Genomic DNA, 22,072 nt, shown 5'->3' on the forward strand with positions numbered 1-22,072 from the left:
GCCGGTGAGCCTGACACAACGGTCAGCGGGGCGGGCAGCGCAGGCCCTCGCGGGGGACCGTGAGGTCGATCAGGTACGCGTCGACAGCGTTGGTGATGCAGGAGGTCTGCGGGTAGGCGGTGTGCCCCTCGCCCTCCCAGGTGAGCACCCGACCGACGCCCAGCATCGAGGCGAGCCGTGGGGTCTGCTCGTACGGCGTCGCCGGGTCGCCGGTGGTGCCGACCACCACGATCGGCGGTGCGCCGTTCGCCTTCCCGGTCGGGTAGGGGTCACGCCCGCCCGGCCATTCGACGCAGCTCAGCATGCCGACCGCCAACGCCGGCCCGAACAGCGGGTATTTTCCGCGCCACTCGGACTGCAACTGCCGGATCTGCTGCCGGCTTGGCTTCTCCGTCTCGTCGGCGCAGTTGATGGCCAGGTTGGCGTCGAACAGGTTCGAGTAGTGCCCGTTGTCCTCCCGGCCGGCGTACGCGTCGGCGAGTCGGAACACGTCCTTCGGGTCGCCCTCGGCGAGCTTGTCGATCGCCTGGGCCAGCTCCTGCCAGCCGGATTCGGTGTAGAGCGAGGAGATGACGGCGTAGAACACCCAGCCGGCGGTGGCCTCCCGCCCGTCGTCGCCGCGTACCGGGGAGACTTTGGCCTTGTCGATGGCCGAGGTGACGGCGGCGCGGGCGTCCGGTGCGATCGGGCAGCGGCCGGCGTTCGCCGCGCACCAGCGGGTGAAGTTGGTGAAGGCCCGTTCGAAGCCGCGGGCCTGGCTCTCCGAGCCCTCGACCAGCCGCTGCTGCGGGTCGACAGCGCCGTCGAGCACCAGCGCCCGCACCCGCTGCGGGTAGAGCTGGGCGTACGTGGCACCGAGCAGGGTGCCGTACGAGTAGCCCAGGTAGGTGAGCTTGTCGTCGCCAACGGCGGCGCGCACCGCGTCCATGTCGCGGGCGGCCTGTTCGGTGCCGTACAGCGGCAACTGGTCGCCGTAGCGATCGCCACAGCCACGCCCGATCCGCTGGCTCAGACCGACGAAGCCGTCGAATGCCGACTGGCTCGCCGGGTCCGGGTCGAAGCCGAAGCTGGCGTCCAGGTCGGCGTCGGAGATGCACTTCACCGGGCTGGAGCGGGAGACCCCGCGCGGGTCGAAGCCGACGATGTCGAAGCGCTCGGTGATCGAGGCGGGCAGCCCGCCGAACTGGGAGCCGAAGGAGAGGTAGACGGCAGTGTCGACACCGGAACCGCCCGGGCCGCCCGGGTTGATGACCAAGGAGCCCAACCGGTCGCGCTGCTTGGTGGACCGGGCGCGCAGCAGGGCGATCTCGAAGGTCTGCCCGGCGCCCGGGCCGGCGCTGGCCCCGTTGCCGGTGCCCCAGTCACGGGGCACCTGAATCCGCGTGCACTCGTAGCGCATGTTCGGTGCGCTCCGCCCGACCAACTCGTCGGGCACCTCCGGGCAGGGCCGCCAGTTCGGCGAGCTGCCGGTCGGGGCGGCCGCGCCCTCCACCTCGGTGCGCGGCGCGAAGGCCGGCAGCGTGCAACCGGCGGTGAGCAGCGCGGCGACGACGAAGGCGGCCAGAGTGCGACGGCCCCGGCGGCTGGACGCCCTCCGAGGCTGGTCGGCGGTGCGGATCACGTGGTCCTCCGGAATCGGGTCGACGGCCAGGCTACGCCGAGCCGGTGGCGGCTCGGTCCACGGTGGCCGTCGGGTCGCCGCGCAGCACCTGGTCCACGTCGAAGCGGATCGGCCGGTCCAACTGGTCGTAGCGGCAGGATCGGGGGTCGCGGTCCGGGCGCCACCGAACGAACTGCGCGGTGTGCCGGAACCGTTCGCCCTCCATGGCGTCGTAGCCCACCTCGACCACCAGCTCGGGGCGCACCGGCTCCCACTCCAGGTTCTTCGTGCCGGTCCACCGGCTGACCCCACCGGGGATGCGCTGGCCACGCTCGTGGTCGCCGTGCACCCACGGGTGCTCGCCGGCGACGTCCCGATAGGGCGCCAGCTCGTCGAGCAACTCGGCGCGGCGGGCCATGCTGAACGACGCGCTCACGCCCACGTGGTGCAGGACCCCGGCGTCGTCGTACAGGCCGAGCAGCAGCGAGCCCACCACGGGGCCGGACTTGTGCCAGCGGAAGCCGGCCACCACCGCGTCCGCGGTGCGGGCGTGCTTGACCTTGAACATCAGTCGCTTGCCCGGCTCGTACGGCAGGTCGGCCGGCTTGACGATCAAACCGTCCAGCCCGGCGCCCTCGAAGACGTCGAACCAGCGCCGCGCGGTGTCCGGGTCGGTGGTGACCTGGGTGACGTGCACCGGCGGGCGCACCCCGGCCAGCGCCTCGACCAGCCGCTCCCGACGGCGCGGGTAGGGCTGGTCGAGCAGGGCCTCGTCACCGATCGCCAGCAGGTCGAACGCGACGAAGTCGGCAGGGGTGGTCTCGGCCAGCATCTTCACCCGGGACGCAGCAGGGTGGACGCGCTGGGCCAGCAGCTCGAAATCCAGCCGGGGCTGGCCGCTCGGCCCGTCGCGCCGAATCACGATCAACTCCCCGTCGACAGCGCACCGCGGCGGCAGCTGCCGGCGGGCCTGCTCGACCACCTCGGGGAAGTAGCGGGTCATCGACTTGCCGCCCCGGCTGGCCAACTCGACCTCGTCACCGTCCCGGAACACGATGCACCGGAACCCGTCCCACTTGGGCTCGTAGGTCACCCCCGGCGTGGTGGGCAGCTTGGGAACGCTCTTGGCCAGCATCGGCTCGACCGGCGGGTTGATCGGCAGGTCCACGCCGACCAGTCAATCAGACGGTGCCGACAGTCGTGAGGCAGATCACCGTGCACGGCGGGGCGGCGTGTCCCCCCGCGCGCCGCTCGTCCCGACCGGGCGAATCGAATAGCCCCAGGTCAGAGCTACTTTCGCGAGGTGTCCGAGTGGGTCTGTGACTGCTGCGGGCGGTGGCGGGTGAGCGTCGAGCTGATTCGGGGCCGCTACCGCTTCCGGCTGACCCGCCGCTACCCGGAGCGGTTCGGCGGCGGCCGGAACGTGCTCGGCGAGGTGGGTTCGGTGCCGGAGCTGGAGGAGCTGCTGCGGCGGCGTACCCCGCTCACCCTGGCCGACCTGCGCGAGGCCGCCTGATCCGCGCGGCGGCGGCGCGCGGCCAGGAACCGCCCGGCCCGGGGTGCCTCCTCCACTGAGGAGGGACGGACGGCGGTGAATCTCGCTGTCACAATGCTCTCGGCGGCCTCGTCTGCACCCGTGGCGGTGCCGAGCGGCGTCGCCGGGGAGGGGACACCATGCGGTTCGAGGCCGATACCGAGATCGCCGCGGACGCCGAGCAGGTCTGGGCGGTGCTTGTCGACGTGCCCCGCTGGCCCGAGTGGACGGACTCGGTGACCCGGGCCGAGCGGGGCGAGCCGGGGCCGCTGACCGTCGGCGCTACCGCACGACTGACCCAGCCGAAGCTGCGGCCGGCCCTCTGGCGGGTCACCGAGCTGACCGACCGGCGGGAGTTCGTCTGGGTCTCCGACGCTCCGGGCGTGCGGACCACGGCAGAACACCGGCTGCTGCCGCTGCCCGACGGGCGTACCCGCGTCGAGTTGGCCTTCAGCCAGTCCGGCCCGCTGGCCGGCCTGATCGGCCGGCTGTACGGCGGGCTGTTCCGTCGTTACGTGCGGATGGAGGCCGACGGGCTCAGACGTCGCTGCGAGCGGGGCTGACGGCCTGCTTCTCCAGCACCGCCAACGGGATGCCGCCGTTGCGATCGACGGGCGGCCTGACCGCACCGGCCCGTACCCTGACCGGTGTCCGGTCGAGGTCGAGGGGGCAACGGTGGCCGAGCTGACGTACCCGGAGGTGGGGTCGACCCGGCACGGGCCGCTGCCCGGCGGGTACCACCACCTGCGCCACCGGTATCCGTTGCCCGGCGGCTGCTTCGAGACCGCCGCCGACGCGGTGTTGAGCTGGCGGCTGCACCGCGCCGCCGGTGTCCGGATCCGCACCGACGCGCCGCGGGCCACCACCGCTGTGCTGGTGGCCTCCGGCCTCGGCGTCGGCCCGGCCCGCCTCTGGGGGCCGTGCCAGGTGGTCTGGAGCGTGGACTCACCAACGCTCGCCGGTTTCGGTTACGGCACCCTGCCCGGGCACCCGGAGCGGGGTGAGGAGGCGTTCGAGGTCGTCCGCGACGACGCCGGCGCGGTCTGGTTCGAGGTCCGCGCGTTCAGCCTTCCGGACCGCTGGTTCACCCGCGCCGGCGGCCCGGCGGTGAGGGCCGTGCAGCACACGTACGCCTGGTGGCTCGGCCGTACCCTGCGTCGGCTGTGCGAGGGTCGCTGAACACCCTCGCGCCGCAGCGACTCAGAACCGGGCGAACGAGCGGATCGGGGCGCGCGGGCCGTACTTCGGTGCCCGGATGCCGGCCGCCTCCAGCAGCAGACACACCCGGCCCCGGTGACCTCGGAACGGCTCCAGCAGGGCCATCATCCGGGCGTCGTCGCCCCTCGGTTCGCCGGCGAGCGCCCAGGCCACCGTGTTCGGGATGTGGTAGTCGCCGACGCTGACCGCGTCCGGGTCGCCGTACGCGATCCGGACCACCTCCGCGGCCGTCCACGGCCCGATGCCGGGGATCGCGGTCAGCCGGCGGGTGGCGTCGGCTGCGTCGGTGCTGCGCTCCAGGCGGTCGGCGAGCGCGGCGGCGCGACGGAGTGTGTCGGCTCGGCGCTGCTCCACCCCGAACGGGTGGAACACCCAGTACGGGGCCGCGGCGACGGTGGCTGCCGCGGGCGGCAGGAGCAGCGGCTGCAACGGGCCGGGAGCCGGCTCCCGGAAGTGCCGCACCATCGCCGCGTACGCCCGGTAGGCCTCCTTGCCGGTGACCTTCTGCTCGAAGACCGCGCGCAGCAGTCGGGGGAAGACCTCCCCGGTGGCGGGCATCCGCAGCCCTCGGTGCTCCCGGGCCAGCCGGGCGACCAGCGGGTGCGCCGCGGCCAGTTCGGTGAAGCCGGTCAGGTCGTCGCGCAGCCCGGCGATCGCGTCGGCGCGGGCGAGGACGTGCTCGGCGCCGGGCCCGTACCCCTCCGCGAGCAACTCGCCGCCGGCCGGTCGCAGCGCGAGCGTGGCCGGACCGTCCGGGGTGCGGGTGGCCCACCAGAAGGTGCCGGCCGCCACCCGGGCGCACGGGTCGTACGGGCTGAAGGTGAGGGCGCGGACCGAGGCGATCAGCCGGTAGCCGACCGGTGGGTGCAGCACCCTGGTCGCGGCGGGTCCGGTCTCGGTCACCCCGCTACTGTGCCAGGTCACGGTGCGGGCTGACGAGCGGCCGTATCGGTTCCGCCCGGGGTTGAGGAGCTTCGCGGGGGTGCGTTCGTCCGACCTTCCCGGTGTGGCTGATCATCCGAACGGCCAGGATTATTTTGGCGAACCCTCGCATACCGCCCTTATGCCATTTTCGGCGGTGGGTCAGGTATCGATCATGTGGTTGTTTGATGGCCTGCAGGTAAACGAGTGCCTCGGGCACCTGCGCAGTGTCAACGGGGGATCTGCGGAAGGGCATGCAGTGATGGCTGCGCGAGTCTGTGTCGAATCATCGCGAGTGGGATTTCACCCCGCTACCCGTCCGCAGGGCTGACGGGTGCCCGCTGACGAGGCGGCCGTCCCGAGCGGACGGCGGCCCAGCGCATGATCGCCCTGAAGGTCTATCGACTCCTACCGTCGTCGGCGCGGCGACGGCTGCTGGGTCTGCTGCCCGCACACCGGCGGATCGGCCTGGTGCAGACGCTCTCCCGACCGCGCGGCAGCGACACAGTGCATCACCTCGGTGCCCGGGTGGCAGTGACCGACGGCGGCGTTCGGACCCGGGCCGAGGTCGTCGCCACGGCGACCCCGTTGCAGCAGTGGCACCGCAACCTCACCGCCGTCACCACGGCGCTGCACGCCGCAGGCATCGAGTACCACTGCATTCGTAACGACGACCACCTGCGCAGCACCGTCGCGGTCCTCGACGACCAGCGGACGGCGGTACGACGCCTGATCCGCTCCGCGCCGGAGCTGTCGGGCGCGGACGTCCGGGTGGTGCAGGTCCAGCCCCGTCGCGATCAACCGGACGGCGCCCCGACCGAGGTGATCCAGGTCTGCTTCCCGGTCACCGACACCCGCGCCGGTGTCGTCCTCGGCGCCCAGTTCGCGTGCGAGATCGAGTTCTGGAGCCGGCACGGAGACATGGTCCGCGCTCCCCGGCGCAACGGGGTCGTCGACGAGGCCCCCGCCCAGGCACAGCCGGTCCGGGTGGCGGCGGCGCTGCTGAGCCACTTCGTGCCCGAAGCCGACGACCACACCTACGGCACCCGCCGGGATCTGGCCGTCCGGGCGCCGGACCGGGTCGGCTTTCCGATCGACGCCGTCTACACCTGGGTGGACGGTTCCGACCCGCAGTGGCTCAAGCGCAAGTCGATGGCGCTCGGCACCCCCGGCGGCCCGTTGCACGCGGTCGCGGCCAACTCCTCGCGCTACCACAACCGCGACGAGCTGCGGTATTCGATGCGGTCGCTGCACAGCTTCGCGCCCTGGCTGCGCCGGATCTTCCTGATCACCGACAGCCAACTGCCGAGCTGGCTCGACCCGAGCGATCCGATGATCACGGTCATCTCGCACGCCGAACTCTTCGCCGACCTCGGTGGCCGGTCGTCGTACAACTCGCACGCCATCGAGTCCCGACTGCACCGCATCGACGGACTGGCCGAACACTTCCTCTACCTCAACGACGACGTGTTCCTCGGTCGTCCGCTGCTGCCGAACCACTTCTTCCACGCCAACGGGATCGCGAAGTTCTTCCCCTCGCCGGCCCAGTTCGGCCTGGGGGAGGCGAAGCCGGAGGACCCGCCGGTGAAGGCCGCCGGAAAGAACAACCGTCGGCACATCCAACGGCAGTTCGGCGTGACCATCACGCAGAAGATGAAGCACACCCCGTTCGCGCTGCGCCGCAGCATCATGCAGCAGATCGAGGGCACGCTTCCGGACGAGGTGGCCGCCACCGCGCGGCACCGGTTCCGGCACCACGGCGACCTGTCCATCCCGTCGTCGCTGCACCAGTACTGGGCGTTCCTGACCGCGCAGGCCGTCCCCGGCGACATCGAGTACGAGTACGCCGACCTGGGTCACCCCTCGACCCCCGCCCGGCTGGCCGAGCTGCTGGCTCGTCGCAACCGCGACGTGTTCTGCCTCAACGACACCGACTCCGACCCGCTGTCGTTCGCCGAGCAGGAGCGGATGCTGGCCGACTTCCTGCCGCGCTACCTGCCCTTCCCCGCCCCGTTCGAGCTGCCGGACGACGTGGTGGCGGAGCGGCGGAACGTGGGCGCGGGGGAGCTGTGGCGGCGTTCGTACCGTCCGGTGCTGGATGCCCGTCGACGCGCCCCGGTCGACGCGCCCACCATGCCCAACAACATGCTCAACACGGTCAGCGACTTCAAGGCCGTCCTGCTCGGGCGCGACGAGTGAGCCCGCACCCGGCCGACGCGCCGATGTTCCCCCCGCGTTTCCCGCATCCTCTCCAGTGGAGCCCAGAGTGGTAGACCCCGCCCCGCAGGTCACGATCATCGTTCCGGTCTACAACGTGGTGGACTACCTGCCCGAGACACTCGGGTCGATCGCGGCGCAGACCGTCTTCGGCCAGTGCCACGTCATCCTGGTCGACGACGGCAGCACCGACGGCTCCGACCTGCTGGCCAAGCAGTTCGCCGCGGAGCACCCGAACGTGACCGCCCTGCAACAGCCCAACAGCGGGCCCGGGGCGGCCCGCAACCTGGCGCTCGACCTGGCCGACACGCCGTACGTGGCGTTCGTCGACTCCGACGACCTGCTGCCACCGCGCGCCATCGAGGTGCTGCTCAAGGCGATCGTGACCCACCGGGCGAGCATCGCCGTCGGCGACATGGACACGTTCCCGAAGCCGACCGCGTTCCTGTGGAAAAAGCCGTTCGGCAAGGGTGACCGGCTGCTGGAGTCCGTCGTCGACGCGCCAGATCTGATCTTCGACGCCGGCCCGTGCCACAAGCTGTACGACCTCGCCCAACTGCGTCAGCACGGTTTCCGGTTCCGCGAGGGGGTCCACTTCGAGGACGCGTTCCTGGCCATCCCGATGCTGCTCAAGGCCGAGCGCATCGCCCTGGTCGACACTGTGGTCTACCAGTACCGCAAGCGCGCGGTCAGCAGCTCCATCATGGACAACCTCTTCGTCCGGGAGCAGAACTTCTGGGATCACCTGGAGCTGTGCGAGACCCTGGCCGACCTGCGGCCCGACCTGGACGTGTTCCGCCGCGAGGTGCTCGAACGGTGGCTCGTCCGCAGCTACCAGGGCTTCGCCATGCGGGCGCACACCCTCTTCGAGGACGCCGACCTGTGGAAGATCTTCGAGAAGTGCACCCGGATCTACCAGGACATCGATCCCGCCTTCATCGCCCACTGGACGATCGACACCCGGCACCGCGTTCCGTACCTGGCGTTCAAGTTGTACGACTTCGAGTTGTTCGCGCGTCCCTGGCAGCGGCTGCGGGGGGTCGTCGCCTGCGGCGGTGACCTGCACCTCGACTACCCGGTGACGCCGGCGCTGCTCCCGCTGACCAAGGTGACAGCGGTCGGGGTGCGGCTGGAGCAGACACGGCTCACGTCCTCGGGGGAGACGCTCAAGGTCTCCGGACACCTGGTGGTCAACGGTCTGCCGATGCGTGCGCCGCTGAGCACCCCGATGGGGCTGCGGGTGCGGGGCAGCAGCCTCACGGTGCCGGTCACCGCTGAACGACGGGCGGACCTCAAGGCCGGAGACGACGACCGGGAGTGGTCGGGCTTCTCGGCGGAGCTGCCGATCAGCAAACTGCGTGGCGGCCAGCACGCGCTGCGGCTGGTGTTCCTGACCGCGACCGGGCAGGCCTCCCGGCACTGCCTGATCTCGGCGGCCTACCTGCGTGACGCGACCCTGAAGCTGGCCGGCAACACCCGGGTCCTGCCCACGTTCAGTGGGCGGGAGAACGCGGAGCTGCTGGTCCAGCGCAAGGCCGGGGTGGCTGGGCAGCGCCGGTGGCGACGCCTGATGCTCCGCAAGGACCTGCGGCACGCGGCCTCCCGGGGCCCGTTCTGGAAAGAGCGGCTGCTGCGTACGCTCACCGCGCCGTTGATGAGCCGACGCGACGTGTGGCTGGTCGGCGAGCGCACCGACACCGCGCAGGACAACTCCTCGCACCTGTTCCGGCACCTGCGGCAGGTGGAGCGTCGGCGCAACGTCTACTACCTGTTGGCCAAGGAGAGCCCGGACCGGCACCGGTTGCAGGGATTGGGCAACGTGGTCACGCACGGGTCGTTGCGGCACAAGTTCCTGATGTTGCACGCCACCAAGCTGATCAACTCGTACGACATCGACTCCTACATGCTGCCGTCCAGTTGGGAGCGGTCGCCCTTCCTCAAGCACCTGAACTGGCGGATCGCCCCCACCCGGGTGTTCCTCGACCACGGGGTGATCGAGAAGGACGTCAGCGCCGGTGTGCACCGTGGCCGGGCCTCCTTCGACCTCTTCGTGACCTCGGCCGACCGCGAGGCCGAGTACGTGGCGAAGGACCTCGACTACGGCGACATGGTGGCGAACACGGGCCTACCCCGCTTCGACGCGTTGATCCCGGACCGGGGCCACCGTCGCATCCTGTTCATGCCGACCTGGCGCACCTACCTCGTCACCCCGTCGTACAACAAGGCGGCCCGGCCTCGCGTCGCCTTCGAAGGCTCCGCATACCAAATGTTCCTCGCCGCGTTGTTCGGTGACGAGCGGCTGCGCCAGGCGCTGCGACAGTACGGGTACACCCTCGAACTCCTGCCGCACTACGAGATGCGTTCGCTGCTGGCCGGGCTCGTGCCGACCGACGACTGCTTCGCCATGGCGGACCAGACCAGCCGGACGGTGCAGGACGCGCTGCGCCAGTGCGACCTGTTCATCACCGACTACTCCTCCACGGCCTGCGACGTCGCCTACCTCGGCACCCCGCTGATCTACGCGCAGTTCGACGCCGAGGAGTTCTGGACCATCGGCGGCTACAAAAAGGGGTATTTCGAGCATCGGGAGGACGGGTTCGGCCCGGTCTGCGAGACCGCGTCGGAGACGGTGGACGCGATCATCCGGTACCTGGAGAACGGGTGCGTCCGTGAGGAGGAGTACACCCGCCGGGCGACGGACTTCTTCGTCACCCAGGACCGCAACAACTCCCAGCGGGTGGCCACGGCCATCGCGGCGCTGCCGGGCCCGCAGCGGTGAGCGCCCCGACGCCCCCATCGGGGGAGCCAGCCCGGGCGCTGGCCGAACCCACCGGGTTCGTGGAGGTGTACCGCCGGGTGCTGAGCCCGCAGACCCGGCGGGCCATCGCGACGAAGGTGAGCCCCCGGGCCCGGCACCAGCTGAAGCAGTGGGTCGCCCGGGCCGCGCGGGACGGGCACCTCTCCGAGCGCCGGGGCGAACGGCTGGCCCGCCGCCAGCCGGAGTTGCTGGCCGGCGCGGACCGGGTTGTCGTCACCGCCGACCGGGGACCCAGGGTGGCCCGGATCGGGGCGGTCACCCCCCTGATGGCACGACTGGACAACCTCACCGCCGTGACGGCGGCGCTCGACGAGGCCGGCGTACCCCACTTCCGGGTACGCGGCGAAACCCACCGCTCGTCGGTCGTCGCCGTCGACGCCGCGCACCGCACGCGGGCGTACGCCGCACTCGCCGCCGCCTGCGGTCGGGTCCCTGGCTACGTCGGCGTGCCGAACGACACCGGGCAGCCGGCGGCCGGCTTCGAGCCGAAGACCTGGGACCGGCTGGCCGACGCTGCGGTGTTGCGGCTGACCTGGTACTGGACCGACCCCCAGCGGCGGCTGGTGCTGGGGCAGGCGTACGGGTGCGACGTCGAGTTCTGGACCCGGGACGGTGACACCCTCGTCGCCCCGCGGCCCAACGCCGTCGCCGAACAGGTGACCGTGGCGGCGCCGCTGGTCCTCGTACCGGAGTCGCGGTTCACCGGCCTGGCACCCGCCGCCGCACCCGCGACCGCCTGGACGCGTCCGGAGTTCGCCGCACCGCGCCCCGACGACGTGCCGTTCCCGGTCGACGTGGTCTACACCTGGGTCGACGGCACCGACCCGGCCTGGCTGCGCCGACGGGCAGAGGTGGCCGGGGTGCCGTACCACGCGGAGGCGGCGAGCGCGGCCCGCTTCCTCAGCCGCGACGAGTTGCGCTACTCGCTCCGATCACTGCACCTGTTCGCGCCCTGGGTGCGCCATGTCTACGTGGTGACCGACGACCAGGTGCCGGCCTGGTTGGACCCGTCCGCCAGCGGGCTGCGGGTGGTCAGCCATCGGGAGATCTTCACCGATCCGACGGTGCTGCCGACGTACAACTCGCACGCCATCGAGAGTCAACTGCACCACATCGACGGGCTCTCCGAGCACTTCCTGTACTTCAACGACGACGTCTTCCTCGGCACCGAGGTGCTGCCCCAGGACTTCTTCCTGGCCAACGGCATCTCCCGGTTCTTTCCGTCGCCGGCGCTGGTGCCGCCGGGCCCACCCGCCGCCGGGGACATTCCGTCGTCGGCGGCCGGGAAGAACAACCGGGCGTTGATCGCGGAGCGGTTCGGCACCGTGCTGACCCAGAAGATGAAGCACATGCCGCACGCGCTGCGGCGAAGCGTGCTCCAGGAGATCGAGCAGACGTTCCCGCAGCAGTACCGGCGGACCGCGGCGAGTCAGTTCCGCAGCATGGACGACCTGTCGGTCGCCTCGTCGCTGCACCACTACTACGCGTTCCACACCGGTCGCGCGGCACCGGGGAACCTGCGGTACACCATCGCCGAGCTGTCCCACCCGGACACGCCCGCCCGGTTGGCGCACCTGCTCGCCCGTCGGGATCGGCAGGTGTTCTGCCTGAACGACGCGTTCTCCGTCGAGGAGGACCTCGAGGCGCAGATGGCGCTGCTCATCCCGTTCCTGGAGACGTACTTCCCGGTGCCGAGCCCGTGGGAACGGGCCTGACCCACCCCGGACACGGCGGTGGCCGGTCGCGCCCTCCCCGGCGACGACCGACCACCGTGCCCTCGTGGGCGACCAGGCTCAGTACGAGTAGCCCGAGCCGCCTGCGTCGTTCGAGCCACTGTCCGCCGGCGGTGCGACGGCCTTCGGCGTGCCCTTGGGCAGGCAGCTCAGGTTCTTCTTGCCGTCCGGCTGGACCACGAACCAGGTGCCACCGACAGCCTGGCCCTTCCACTGGCCGGGCTTCTTGTCACCGATGTAGCGGTAGACCGGCCAGCCGCCGACGGTGAGCTGACGGGTGCCGTCCTGCCGGGTCACGCTGCTGACCTTGTCGTCCGAGACGCCGGTGAGCTCCGGGTTGCCGTCGGTCAGTGCCGGGGGCCACACCTCGGCGCACTTGTCGACGCAGTTCGACGACGGCGGGTCGGCGGTGTCCTTGTCGAAGCGGTACAGGATCCAGCCGTCCTGGTCGGTGACCACCTTGCCCATCCGGGCGACGCTCTTACCGACCAACTTCTCGGTCAGGTCGACGTCCGCGGGCGGGGCGTCGGCGGCGGGCGCCTCCGCGGAAGCCGAGGCCTCAGGTTCAACCGTCGCGGTGGGCTCGGCCGCGGCGACGGCGACCGGCTCAGCCGCGCTCGAGTTCGCCCCGTCGTAACCCGCGGGAGCGCAGGCCGTTAGTGCGACCATCGCGCTCGCGACGATGACGGTCCGCTTCATCTGTGCCACGTGCCCTCCTCATTCTTGACAGTTCACCCATAGGTACGGCGGTTGGGCTGTCAAGGTTGAAGTAGTAACAGTGGTCAATTTCACTTAAATCGATTGAACCGTTTCCGGCTGCCATGCGTACGCACCCGCGAGGGGATCTTTGCGTAACGACAGATCGGCGCCGGCCATTGTGACAATGACCGGCGCCGATGCGGTAGGCGCGCTTACATGGGTACGGTGACCAGCGGACTCGCCACGCCGTTGGCATCCACCGACTGCACCTGGAGCTGCTTGATGTCCTTCGGCAGAGCAGACGTCGAGGCGCTCAGTTCGAGACCCTGCGGCCGGGTGTTGGTGCCATAGCCGCCCTCCGGCACCGACCAGGTCGAGATGACCTCGGTGGTGGCGTTCTTGCGTACGACCACCAGTCGGCAGACGCGTGGGCCGGGCAGCTTCCGCAGGCTGAAATTGATCCGGGTGCCGTAGTCCTTGGTGACCAGGAACATGGTGGTCTGCACACCGGTGGTCGGGTCGGTCGCCTCGACCTGGTCGCCCTCCACCTCGGTGCCGCCCACACCCGGGCCGCTCGGCGCGGCCGTCGGCACGCTCGTCGGAGGGTCGTTGGGCGCGCTCGGCGTCGACTCGGCGAGCACCCCCGGCGGTTGATCATTGGCGGTCACGCTGACGAAGCCGTACCCGGTCAGACCGCCGAAGACCACCACCGCGGCGGCCGTCGCGAGCATGTGACGAAACCGGCTACGTCGCCGGTCGGCCCGGACCGCGCCGAGCGTCCGGTCCAGCAGGGCCGGGTCGGTCGCCGTCTGTTCCAGCGCCATCATCGTCTCGCCGTCGATGTCGGAGAGCAGCCCGACGACCGGCACCATCGTCTCCAACTCGGCCGCGCACGCCCAGCAGGTGGCGAGATGTTCCTCGAACCGCTCAGTGTCCTGCTCGTCGAGCACACCGAGCGCGTACGCCGCGACGTCCATGTGGTCCGGCCGGCTCATTCTGTCACCCCCCGCTCCTGCAGAGCCGTGCGCAGCGCGCGCAGCGCGTAGTAGACCCTCGACTTGGCGGTGCCGAGCGGCAGGCCCAACTCCTCGGCTGCCTCCGGCACCGTCCGCCCCCGAAAGTACGTCGAGATCAGAATCTCCCGGTGCGACTGACTGAGCGTACGCAGCGCGTCCGCCACCGTCATGGTGCGCAGCACCCGGTCGGTGCTGTCCGCCTCGGCGAACGCGGTGAGGTCCCGGTCGTACGTCTCCGGCGGCCGGGCCTCCTGGCTGCGGTGCTCGTCGATGGCGATGCGGCGGGCCACAGTGACCAGCCACGGCCGCAACGAGCCCTGCCCCTGCGTGCCCAGCCGGTGCGCGTTGCGCCAGGCACGCAGCAGCGTCTCCTGGACGATGTCCTCCGCGCGCTGCCGGTCCCCCCCGGTGAGGCGCATGACGAACATCAGCAACGGGCCGGCGTGTTCGGCGTAGAGCTGACGGATCAACTGGTCGGAGTGGCTGGCCTCGGTTGTCGTCGCCTGATGGCGTCCGGGCGCCGGTCGCGGCGTCACCGGACCATTCTGGCGAGTCGACGCCCGTGCGTCGACCCCTCGGGCAGACGAGGTCGACCGTGACGAGGGTCGCGCCGACAACCAGTCAGCGCGTACCGCGTCGCCATGCCAACCGGCCGCCACCGCGTGCATGCAGACCTCCGGGATGTCCGTGACCAACGCCAGCCCACGAGGTGGGCCGCCCGGTGGTACGCAGCGCCTGCCCCAGCGGATCAACAAACGACGAAAAAACTTCCCCGCCGCTGTCGGGTGGACGGTCAGCGGCGTACCGAGAACAGCCCCGGCGGTGGCGGATCGGAGCCGGTGGCGTCCGCGTCCCGAACCACCTGCGCGCCACCGACGAAGCGGTCCAGGTCGTCGCCGGCGACCACCCGGCCGGGGAACCAGTCGCCGGCGGCGCGTCTGGTCAGCTCCGGCACCGGCGGTGTGGACCGCCCGGCGACCAGCACCAGATTGCCGTACCGGCGCCCACGCAGCACCGCCGCGTCCCCGACCAGACAGGCCTGCGGCAGCACCGAACGGACCGTGGCGACCTGCCCACGGGCGTGCCGCAACGGCGGGCCGTCGGCCAGGTTCGCCAGGTACCAACCGGCGGGGCGGAGCACCCGGGCCACCTCGGCGGCGTACTCCATCGACGTGAGGTGGGCCGGCGTACGCGCACCGGCGAACACGTCGGCGACCACCACGTCGTAGCTGGCCTCCCGGGTGGACGCGAGCACCGCCCTGGCGTCCTCCACCCGGACCCGCAACCGGGCGTCCGACGGCCACGGCAACGCCCGACGGACCAGCTCAACCAGCGCGCCGTCCACCTCGGACACCCGCTGGGTCGACCCGGGTCTGGTGGCGGAGACGTACCGGGGCAGGGTCAGCGCGCCGCCACCAAGATGCAGCACCCGCAACGGCTCACCGGCCGGCGCGAGCAGATCCACAGCGGCAGCCAACCGTCGCACGTACTCGAACTCGAGGTGGGTGGGATCGGTCAGGTCGACGTGCGACTGCGGCGCGCCGTCCAGCAGCAGCGTCCACGAGCCGGCCCGGTCCGGATCCGGCACCAACTCCGCCAGCCCGGTGTCCACCTGCTCGACCACACGGTCACCCGCCCGTTTACGCCCCATCGGAACCAGTGTCCGCGCTCATCGGGCGGCGCGGGCCGCGGCGGTCAACGCACGGTGCAGCAGCCGGGAATCGCCGAGCAGGGCCCGCAGTCGGCGCTCCAGGCCGGCGATCGGGATCAGGTTCTGCGGGGCCCGCGGATCCTTGTACGGGGTGGAGGCGAAGCGCGGCAGGGTCACCAGCGACAGGTCGGCCAGCTCGATCGCCGCCTCGACGGGCAGGTCGGCGGAGCACTCCACCCGAACGATGCCCGCCCACGGCGCGCCGGTCGCCACCGGCAGCCGCAAATACCACGACCAACCGCCCCAGGCGGTGCCGAGCCGGAACACCGGGGAACGCTCACCCGATGCCATACCCGTCACCACAGCGGTCAGCCGGGCGTCCAGGTACTGACTGTGCTGCGTCTTGATGTAGCCCAGGGTGCGCGGCAACTGCCGACGACTGCGCAGCGGGCCGTCCACCACCAACAGGTCACCGTCGACCCGGGCGGCGTCGGATACCGCCACCTCCAACGCGGTCAGCGGGCCCTGCACGGCGGCCGGCAACTTCGCCAGCTCACCGGTGCCACCCACCCGGTGCACCGGGTAACGGATCGCGCCCGCCACCACGTCCTGCGCCGACGGGCTCGCTGTGAACAGGCCCCGACCAACCCGGGTACCCGCCAACTGCGCCGCACCCCGCCCCAGGTCACACCGGACCACCCCGGCCGCGTACGAGGCGGCCAACCCGGGGAACGACAGACCGTCGGTCTCCGCCGTCCAGATGCTGGCGTCGATGCGCCGAACCCCGTCGACGAGCAACACCACGTCCGGCGCCCGCACCCCGGGGCGTACCCCGATCGCCCGCCAGTCCACGGCGGGCAACTCCACGTCCGCGTCGACCTGGGCGCTGCTCGGCGCTGCCGGCCCGGCGGTCGACGCCTCGAACGACGCCCCGTACGCCGGATCCCACGAATCCACGAAGAACGCGGCGTCGCTCACCGGGCCGGCCCCTCGTCAGCGACTGCGCTGCTCCCGTGCGCCGCACTCCTCGCGCTCACCGGCCGGTCCGTTCGATGCGTGACGAGCGCGCGTCCTTGCGCACCTCGAACCGGACCGGGATCCGCTCGGCCAGCGCCGGCACGTGGGTGACCACACCGACCATCCGATCGCCCCGGGCCGCCAGATTTTCCAGGGTCGCCGCCACCGTGTCCAAGGTGGCGGCGTCGAGCGTGCCGAAACCCTCGTCCAGGACGATCGACTCCAGGCTCGCGGCCGTTGTCGACATGCCGGCCAACTGCTCGGAGAGCGCCAACGCCAACGCCAGCGACGCCTGGAACGTCTCACCGCCGGAGAGGGTGCGCACGCCCCGGCGCAACCCCGCGTCGTGGTGGTCGACCACCACGAACTCGCCCTTGTCGTGCACCAGCTCGTACTGACCGGAGGAAAGCTCCCGCAGGATCCCCGACGCGCCGTCGACGAGCAGGTCCAACGCCTCGGCCAGCAACCACCGCTCGAAGTTGTTGGCCCGCAGGTGCCCGGCGAGCGCGCGCGCCACCTGCGCCTCCCGCTCGTGGCTCGCCCGCTGCTCGCGCAACGTACCGGCCTGCTCGCGACGCTCGTGCAGCCGCCGCCGGTCGGCGTCGGCCCGCTCCACCGCCACCGTCGCCGCGTGCACCGGGTCGTCCCCGACCGGCACGTCGGCGGCGGCGAAGATGCCAGCGATGCCCCGCTGCACCCCGTCGGCCACCGACTCGGCCTCCGCGACGGCGTCGGCCCGACCGGCCCGCTCGGCGCGCCGGAGGTCCGCCTCGGTGGTCGCCCACCCGGTCAGCGCCGCCCACGCGGCGGCCACGTCGTCCCGGTCGGTCGCCGGAGGGCCGAACCGGGCCAAACCGTCACGGGCGGTGTCGAAGGCCCGCCACGCCGCCCGCAGCCGCTCCTCGGCGGCGTCCACCCCGGCCCGGGCCTGCCGAGCGGCCTCACGGCCAGCCCGGACCGCTGTCGCCGCCTCCTCCAGCGCGCGCCGCAACCGGGCGTGCTCGGCCAACTCCCGGCGCAGCACGGCCGGCTCGGCCGCGCCGGAGAGCTGCCCGTCCAGCTCGGCCAGCCGGGCCTCCATCTGCTCCTGGCGCGCTCGCGCCTGCACCAGCAGCCGCTCCAGCTCCCGCGCCGCCGTGTCCCGCTCCTGCACCGTCGCCTGCGCGGCCTTGGAAGCGGCCCGCGCCGCCTTGCCCGCCGCCGTCGCCGCGGCCACCGCCGAATCGGCCGGCACCGCCGGCACCTCGGCCACCGGCTGCTCGCACACCGGGCACGCCGCACCGGCATGCAGGTGCACCCGCAGGCTCACCGCCAGATCGGTGGCCTTCGCCTCCTCGTGCGCCCGGAAGGCCGCCTCCAGCTCGGCGTCGGCCCGCTCGGCGACCACCCGTGCGGCGGCCAGCGCCGCCACCGCGGCGGCGTGCTCGTCATTCGCCGCGCGCACCGTCGCCCGGACCGTCTCGGCCTCACCGGACAGCCGATCCCGATCGTCGTACGCCCGCAGTTGAAGTCGCAGCGCGCTCTCGTCACCGGCGGCGGCCAGCTCGCCGCGCAGCTTGTCCTCCCGCTCCTCGGCCAGCGACACCCCGGCCGCCGCCGCCTCGGCGTCGGCCCGCGCCGCGGCGACCGCGCGAGCGACAGCGGCCATCCCACCCGGCGCGCGCACCCCGGTCAGCACTGTCAGCTCGTCGTCCAGCGCGGTCAACGCCGCCGCGGCCTCCCGTGCGGTGACCCGGGCCGCCGCCAGCTCCGGCACCGCCTCGGCCACCGCCGCCGCCAGCTCGGCCATCCGGTCGACCCGGGCGTCGGCCTCGGCCAACGCCTCGTCGTCCACGCCGGTCAACCCGGCGAGCACCTGGTCGACCGCCTCCAGCCGGGCCTCCGCCTGCGCGGCGCGCGCCGTCGCCTTCTTCTGGACGTCCTCGTAGACGCCGAGGCCCAGCAGGTTGACCAGGATCTGCTGCCGGGTCGCCGGCTTGGCGTGCAGGAAGTCGGCGAACTGCCCCTGTGGCAGCACCACACAGCTGGTGAACTGCTCGTACGGCAGCCCGACCGCCTCCAGCACCGCCTGCTCCATCTCGGCGGGGGTGCCGGCCACCACCTCGCCGAGGTCGTCCGGGCTCAGACCGGTGTCCAGTTTGGTCACGTCAAAACCGGCCGGCATCAGCTGCAACCCGGCGTTCGCGGTCTTCACGTTGCCCCGGCCGTCCCGGCGGACCACCCGGGTCGCCACGTAACGGGCGCCGCCGGACTCGAAGACCAACCGCACCCGCGCCTCGGTCGCCGACGGCGCGAGCGCGTTCGCCAACCCCCGGGCACCACCCCAGCGGGGCACCATGCCGTAGAGGACGAAGCAGATCGCGTCCAGCACCGTCGACTTGCCCGAACCGGTGGGGCCGATCAGCGCGAAGAAATCGGCGTCGGTGAAGTCGACAGTGGTCTCGTCCCGGAAGACCGTGAAGCCGGCCATGTCCAACCGCATCGGACGCATCAGTGCTCGACCTCCTCGAAAAGCTCGTCGAAGAGCTCCTGGACACCCTCGTCGGCGTGACCCCGGCTGTCCAGGTAGTCGGCGAACAACTCCCGGGGCGAACGCCCCGACCGCTGCGCGATGCGCGCGCCGCTGCCCGGCGCGGCCAACAGCTCCGGGTCGATCCGGATCTCCAGGGCCCGGGGGAGCAGCTCCTGGATCTCCTCGCGCAGGCCGGCGCGGGGTTGCTCCCGCACGTACACCCGCAGCCACGCGTCCGGTGCCTCGATCTCGGCGAGCTGCTCCAGGGTGCCGCGCACCGTTCGCAGCGCGCTCGCCGCCGTCACCGGCACCTCCCGCACCCGGGCGGCCGTGCTGGCCGTCACCTCGACAATCGTCACCGAGGGGATGTTCTCCTGCTCACCGAAGTCGACAGCGAGCGGGCTGCCGCTGTACCGCACCGGGCAGGGGCCGATGACCCGCTGCGCGCGGTGCAGGTGGCCCAGCGCCACGTAGTGCGCGGTGGCCGGGAACACCGTGGCCGGAACCGCGTAGCCCAACACGGTATGCGCGTCGCGCTCGCCACCACCGGTGGCCGCACCGGTCACCGTCAGATGCGCGGTGACCAGGTGCACCCGGTCCGGCTCGGTGAAACCCTCGGTGAGTCGCCCCAGCACCCGGCCCAGGTGGTCGGCGTACGTCTGGTTGGTCTCCGCGGCGGTCAGCTCGTACATCTCCAACGCGCGCACCGCGTACCGCTGGGACAGGAACGGCAACGCGGCCAGCCGCCACCGCTCGCCACCGGCGGTGGTGCCGTCGATGACGTGCTCGTCCGGGTTTTCCCGCACCCCGCCGCGCAACGTGATGCCGGCGGCGTCGGCCCACGGACGCAACGCGTCCAGCGCCGGGCCGTTGTCGTGGTTGCCGCCGATCGCCACCACGTCCGCGCCGGTACGCCGCAACGCCGTCAACGCCCTGGTGACCAGGCGGGTCGCCTCCGAGCTGGGCGCGGCGGTGTCATAGAGGTCACCGGCGACGATCACCAGATCCGGCTGTTCCGCACGGGCGATCTCGATCACCCCGGCCAGCACGGCCTTGTGCTCGTCGGCCCGGGACTGCCCCTTGAGCACCTTTCCCACGTGCCAGTCGGAGGTGTGCAGGATCTTCATGGCTGTGCTTGCCTTCCGTGCGCGGCTGCGGGGCTCGCAAGCTCACTCCTCGCGCTCACCTGTGCCGGCCCTAGCTAGAACGGGATGTCGTCGTCGGTGCCGCCGCCGGAGCCCACCACGGCGAACGGGTCGGCGGACTGGGTGATCGAGCGCAGCGTCTCCGATGGTGCCCGGCCCGCCTCGGAGACCCGGGTGGCCCAGGCCGGGAACGGGAACTCCAGGCAGAGCGGCACCGGGATGTCCGGCTGGTTGACGAACATGGTGCCCGGCTTGGCCAGCAACGCCCGCTGGCGCTGCGCGGGCGGCAGGAAGCCGTACTCCGGGCGGGACGCCTCGGCCGGGTCGAGCCGGCCGACCACCCGGATCGCCGAGTTGGTGACGATCCGCCGCTCCACCTCGCTCGCCGTCTGCTGCGCGCCGATCAGGATCACCCCGAGCGAGCGGCCCCGCTCGGCGATGTCCAGCAGGACCTCCTTGATCGGCGAGGAGCCCTCCCGGGGGGCGTACTTGTTGAGCTCGTCGAGGACGACGAAGAGCAGCGGCTTGGCGGTGCCCGACTTCTCCTTGCGCTCGAACTCGCTCTTGAGCGTCACACCGACCACGAACCGCTGCGCGCGGTCGGGAAGGTTGTGCAGGTCGACCACTGTCACCTGGGCCGACTCGCTCGTGTTGATGGAGTGGGGGCGGCGGGTGGCGAGGTCGCCACGGATCAGCCGGGCCAGGTCCTTCTTACTGCCGATCAACCGCCGGGCGAACGCGTTGACGGTGCCCAGCCCCACAGCGCTGCCCGCCCAGTCGGAGCGGGTCTCGTCGTCGTTGAGCTGATCGACGATGTGGTCGACCAGATCGCCGTAGGAGCCGAGCCGGACCCCGTCGATGCTCACTCCGCCGTCGGCGGGCTGGGCGTAGCGGGCCAGGTGCGCGGCCACCGAGTGGACCACCATCGTGTACTGCTGGCGCTCGTCGTCGGCGTCGGCGAAGACGTACGGCAGCAGGCGGTCGGTGCAGAACTCGCTCAACGTCCAGTAGAACGCGTCGACCCCGGTGAGCCGGCTGCTCACATCCGGTGTGCCGGCCGAGTCACCGACCCGGGGCGGGGCGTACACCCGCACGTCGGGGAAGGCGCCAGCGCTCAACCCGAGCTTCGCGTACGCGGCGCGGGTGGGCTCGTCGAGGCGGGTGTTCGGGTGGTCGAGGAAGAGCAGATCCTCGCCCTTGACGTTGAAGATCAGCGCCTTGGCGTTGACCGCGTCGCCGCCCAGCACGCCGGAGCGGAACACCGAGTAGAGCAGGAAGGTGGCGAAGCTGGTCTTGGTGGCCACCCCGGAGATGCCGGAGATCGAGACGTGCGCGCCCCGGCTGCCGTCGAGGAAGTCGGCGTTGAGATAGACCGGAACCCCGTCCCGACCCATCCCCATCGGGATGCGCCGCTCCATCCGGTCGAAGTGCAGCGCGCGGGCCCGGGCGTCACCCTCGGCCCGGTGCACCACAGCGCCCGGGGTCGGCGGCACGTACAGCTCCGGATCGACCCGGGTGGTGGTCACCTCGGCCGCCTCCTGCACCTGCGCGGGCAGCGTGCCGTCGGCGATGGCGAACACGTCGGACTCGAACTGGGCGCCCTCGTGCCGAGCGCGGACCTGGGTGACCACCCCGGCGATCGTCACCGGCTCCCGGTCCGGCAGCTCGCGCCGGGTGACCACCACGTCGTCGAGCTGGAGGTAACTGCCCGGGGCGACGGCCGTCCAGAATTGCAACGGGGTGGCGTCGGCGGTGCCCAGCACGCGGCCGACCACGCCGCCCGGGCTGTCGAGCTCGGCGTCGGTCATCGGGCGGCTCGGGTCGGTCGGGCATCACGGTCGGCGCGCATGCAGTGCATCCTGCCCGAGGAGTACGACAGGTCGCCACGCGACGCGGCGGACGACACCATGCGCCGTCACACTCATGACGCTGGGTGTTCGACCGAGCGCATGAGGTGGGCGGGAGTCGTGTCGGCGTGCACCGCGCGAGGT

17 protein-coding genes are annotated in these 22,072 nt (G+C 71.8%); 6 read left to right on the top strand and 11 right to left on the bottom strand.

The features are described from left to right. Nucleotides 1-22: 22 nt before the first annotated feature. Nucleotides 23-1,564 carry an alpha/beta hydrolase gene (locus ACLQ3F_RS02285; protein WP_425846165.1) on the bottom strand — a complete coding sequence of 514 codons (1,542 nt, stop codon included), beginning with the start codon at nt 1,562-1,564 and terminating at the stop codon, nt 23-25. A gap of 88 nt (nt 1,565-1,652) precedes the next feature. Further along, complete coding sequence (locus ACLQ3F_RS02290) at nt 1,653-2,768, bottom strand: ATP-dependent DNA ligase (protein WP_425845513.1); 1,116 nt, start codon at nt 2,766-2,768, stop codon at nt 1,653-1,655. Nucleotides 2,769-2,903: 135 nt separating this feature from the next. Here ACLQ3F_RS02290 and ACLQ3F_RS02295 point away from each other — a divergent pair, with 135 nt between their 5' ends. The 3 genes from ACLQ3F_RS02295 to ACLQ3F_RS02305 all read left to right on the top strand — a co-directional run bounded on the left by ACLQ3F_RS02295 (nt 2,904) and on the right by ACLQ3F_RS02305 (nt 4,313). Next, a complete protein-coding gene (locus ACLQ3F_RS02295) occupies nt 2,904-3,116 on the top strand; it encodes a hypothetical protein (RefSeq protein WP_124858806.1) in 213 nt (70 codons plus the stop codon). 158 nt (nt 3,117-3,274) lie between these two features. Continuing rightward, nucleotides 3,275-3,697 (top strand): SRPBCC family protein, encoded by a 423-nt coding sequence (locus ACLQ3F_RS02300; RefSeq protein WP_357201443.1) that lies wholly within the window; start codon nt 3,275-3,277, stop codon nt 3,695-3,697. Between the two features lie 112 nt (nt 3,698-3,809). Further along, complete coding sequence (locus ACLQ3F_RS02305) at nt 3,810-4,313, top strand: DUF1990 family protein (protein WP_425845515.1); 504 nt, start codon at nt 3,810-3,812, stop codon at nt 4,311-4,313. Between the two features lie 21 nt (nt 4,314-4,334). On the opposite strand, the gene ACLQ3F_RS02310 is transcribed toward ACLQ3F_RS02305, so the two are convergent. Next, nucleotides 4,335-5,255 (bottom strand): DNA-3-methyladenine glycosylase family protein, encoded by a 921-nt coding sequence (locus ACLQ3F_RS02310; protein WP_425845517.1) that lies wholly within the window; start codon nt 5,253-5,255, stop codon nt 4,335-4,337. A 399-nt stretch (nt 5,256-5,654) separates the two neighbouring features. On the opposite strand from ACLQ3F_RS02310, the gene ACLQ3F_RS02315 reads away from it, so the two are divergent. The 3 genes from ACLQ3F_RS02315 (at nt 5,655) to ACLQ3F_RS02325 (ending at nt 12,023) form a co-directional block, all read left to right on the top strand. Further along, on the top strand, nt 5,655-7,472 hold the full coding sequence (locus tag ACLQ3F_RS02315; RefSeq protein WP_425845519.1) for a stealth family protein: 1,818 nt from the start codon (nt 5,655-5,657) through the stop codon (nt 7,470-7,472). A 67-nt stretch (nt 7,473-7,539) separates the two neighbouring features. After that, complete coding sequence (locus ACLQ3F_RS02320) at nt 7,540-10,269, top strand: bifunctional glycosyltransferase/CDP-glycerol:glycerophosphate glycerophosphotransferase (protein ID WP_425845521.1); 2,730 nt, start codon at nt 7,540-7,542, stop codon at nt 10,267-10,269. Continuing rightward, nucleotides 10,266-12,023, top strand: a complete 1,758-nt coding sequence (locus ACLQ3F_RS02325; RefSeq protein WP_425845523.1) for a stealth family protein — start codon at nt 10,266-10,268, stop codon at nt 12,021-12,023. Before ACLQ3F_RS02320 ends, ACLQ3F_RS02325 begins: the two co-directional genes overlap by 4 nt. Nucleotides 12,024-12,101: 78 nt before the next feature. Here ACLQ3F_RS02325 and ACLQ3F_RS02330 read toward each other — a convergent pair whose 3' ends face one another. From ACLQ3F_RS02330 to ACLQ3F_RS02365, 8 genes are all read right to left on the bottom strand, one after another. Beyond that, the gene (locus ACLQ3F_RS02330) at nt 12,102-12,749 is read right to left on the bottom strand and encodes a hypothetical protein (protein WP_355009394.1); all 648 of its coding nucleotides are present in this window, start codon (nt 12,747-12,749) and stop codon (nt 12,102-12,104) included. 203 nt (nt 12,750-12,952) lie between these two features. Next, nucleotides 12,953-13,735 (bottom strand): anti-sigma factor family protein, encoded by a 783-nt coding sequence (locus ACLQ3F_RS02335; protein ID WP_357201463.1) that lies wholly within the window; start codon nt 13,733-13,735, stop codon nt 12,953-12,955. Further along, nucleotides 13,732-14,424 carry a sigma-70 family RNA polymerase sigma factor gene (locus ACLQ3F_RS02340; protein ID WP_030488630.1) on the bottom strand — a complete coding sequence of 231 codons (693 nt, stop codon included), beginning with the start codon at nt 14,422-14,424 and terminating at the stop codon, nt 13,732-13,734. Before ACLQ3F_RS02340 ends, ACLQ3F_RS02335 begins: the two co-directional genes overlap by 4 nt. A 125-nt stretch (nt 14,425-14,549) precedes the next feature. Further along, nucleotides 14,550-15,407 (bottom strand): spermidine synthase, encoded by an 858-nt coding sequence (locus ACLQ3F_RS02345; protein ID WP_425845527.1) that lies wholly within the window; start codon nt 15,405-15,407, stop codon nt 14,550-14,552. Between the two features lie 18 nt (nt 15,408-15,425). Further along, nucleotides 15,426-16,385 carry a hypothetical protein gene (locus tag ACLQ3F_RS02350; protein WP_355009397.1) on the bottom strand — a complete coding sequence of 320 codons (960 nt, stop codon included), beginning with the start codon at nt 16,383-16,385 and terminating at the stop codon, nt 15,426-15,428. Between the two features lie 55 nt (nt 16,386-16,440). Beyond that, nucleotides 16,441-18,915 carry an AAA family ATPase gene (locus ACLQ3F_RS02355; protein WP_425845530.1) on the bottom strand — a complete coding sequence of 825 codons (2,475 nt, stop codon included), beginning with the start codon at nt 18,913-18,915 and terminating at the stop codon, nt 16,441-16,443. Further along, nucleotides 18,915-20,063 carry an exonuclease SbcCD subunit D gene (locus ACLQ3F_RS02360; protein WP_425845533.1) on the bottom strand — a complete coding sequence of 383 codons (1,149 nt, stop codon included), beginning with the start codon at nt 20,061-20,063 and terminating at the stop codon, nt 18,915-18,917. The genes ACLQ3F_RS02355 and ACLQ3F_RS02360 overlap by 1 nt, the downstream gene beginning before the upstream one ends. Nucleotides 20,064-20,137: 74 nt before the next feature. Next, nucleotides 20,138-21,889, bottom strand: a complete 1,752-nt coding sequence (locus ACLQ3F_RS02365) for an ATP-binding protein (protein WP_355009400.1) — start codon at nt 21,887-21,889, stop codon at nt 20,138-20,140. Nucleotides 21,890-22,072 lie beyond the last annotated feature (183 nt).

Origin of the sequence: Micromonospora sp. DT15 (assembly GCF_049841475.1) — a bacterium.
In the GTDB taxonomy this organism is placed as follows: domain Bacteria; phylum Actinomycetota; class Actinomycetes; order Mycobacteriales; family Micromonosporaceae; genus Micromonospora.

What these genes read in the sequence shown, in the direction of transcription:
- ACLQ3F_RS02300 (WP_357201443.1), top strand. Translation starts at nt 3,275, where the DNA reads ATGCGGTTCGAGGCCGATACCGAGATCGCCGCGGACGCCGAGCAGGTC.
- ACLQ3F_RS02315 (WP_425845519.1), top strand. Translation starts at nt 5,655, where the DNA reads ATGATCGCCCTGAAGGTCTATCGACTCCTACCGTCGTCGGCGCGGCGA.
- ACLQ3F_RS02335 (WP_357201463.1), bottom strand. Translation starts at nt 13,735, where the DNA reads ATGAGCCGGCCGGACCACATGGACGTCGCGGCGTACGCGCTCGGTGTG.
- ACLQ3F_RS02340 (WP_030488630.1), bottom strand. Translation starts at nt 14,424, where the DNA reads ATGCACGCGGTGGCGGCCGGTTGGCATGGCGACGCGGTACGCGCTGAC.
- ACLQ3F_RS02345 (WP_425845527.1), bottom strand. Translation starts at nt 15,407, where the DNA reads ATGGGGCGTAAACGGGCGGGTGACCGTGTGGTCGAGCAGGTGGACACC.
- ACLQ3F_RS02355 (WP_425845530.1), bottom strand. Translation starts at nt 18,915, where the DNA reads ATGCGTCCGATGCGGTTGGACATGGCCGGCTTCACGGTCTTCCGGGAC.
- ACLQ3F_RS02360 (WP_425845533.1), bottom strand. Translation starts at nt 20,063, where the DNA reads ATGAAGATCCTGCACACCTCCGACTGGCACGTGGGAAAGGTGCTCAAG.
- ACLQ3F_RS02365 (WP_355009400.1), bottom strand. Translation starts at nt 21,889, where the DNA reads ATGACCGACGCCGAGCTCGACAGCCCGGGCGGCGTGGTCGGCCGCGTG.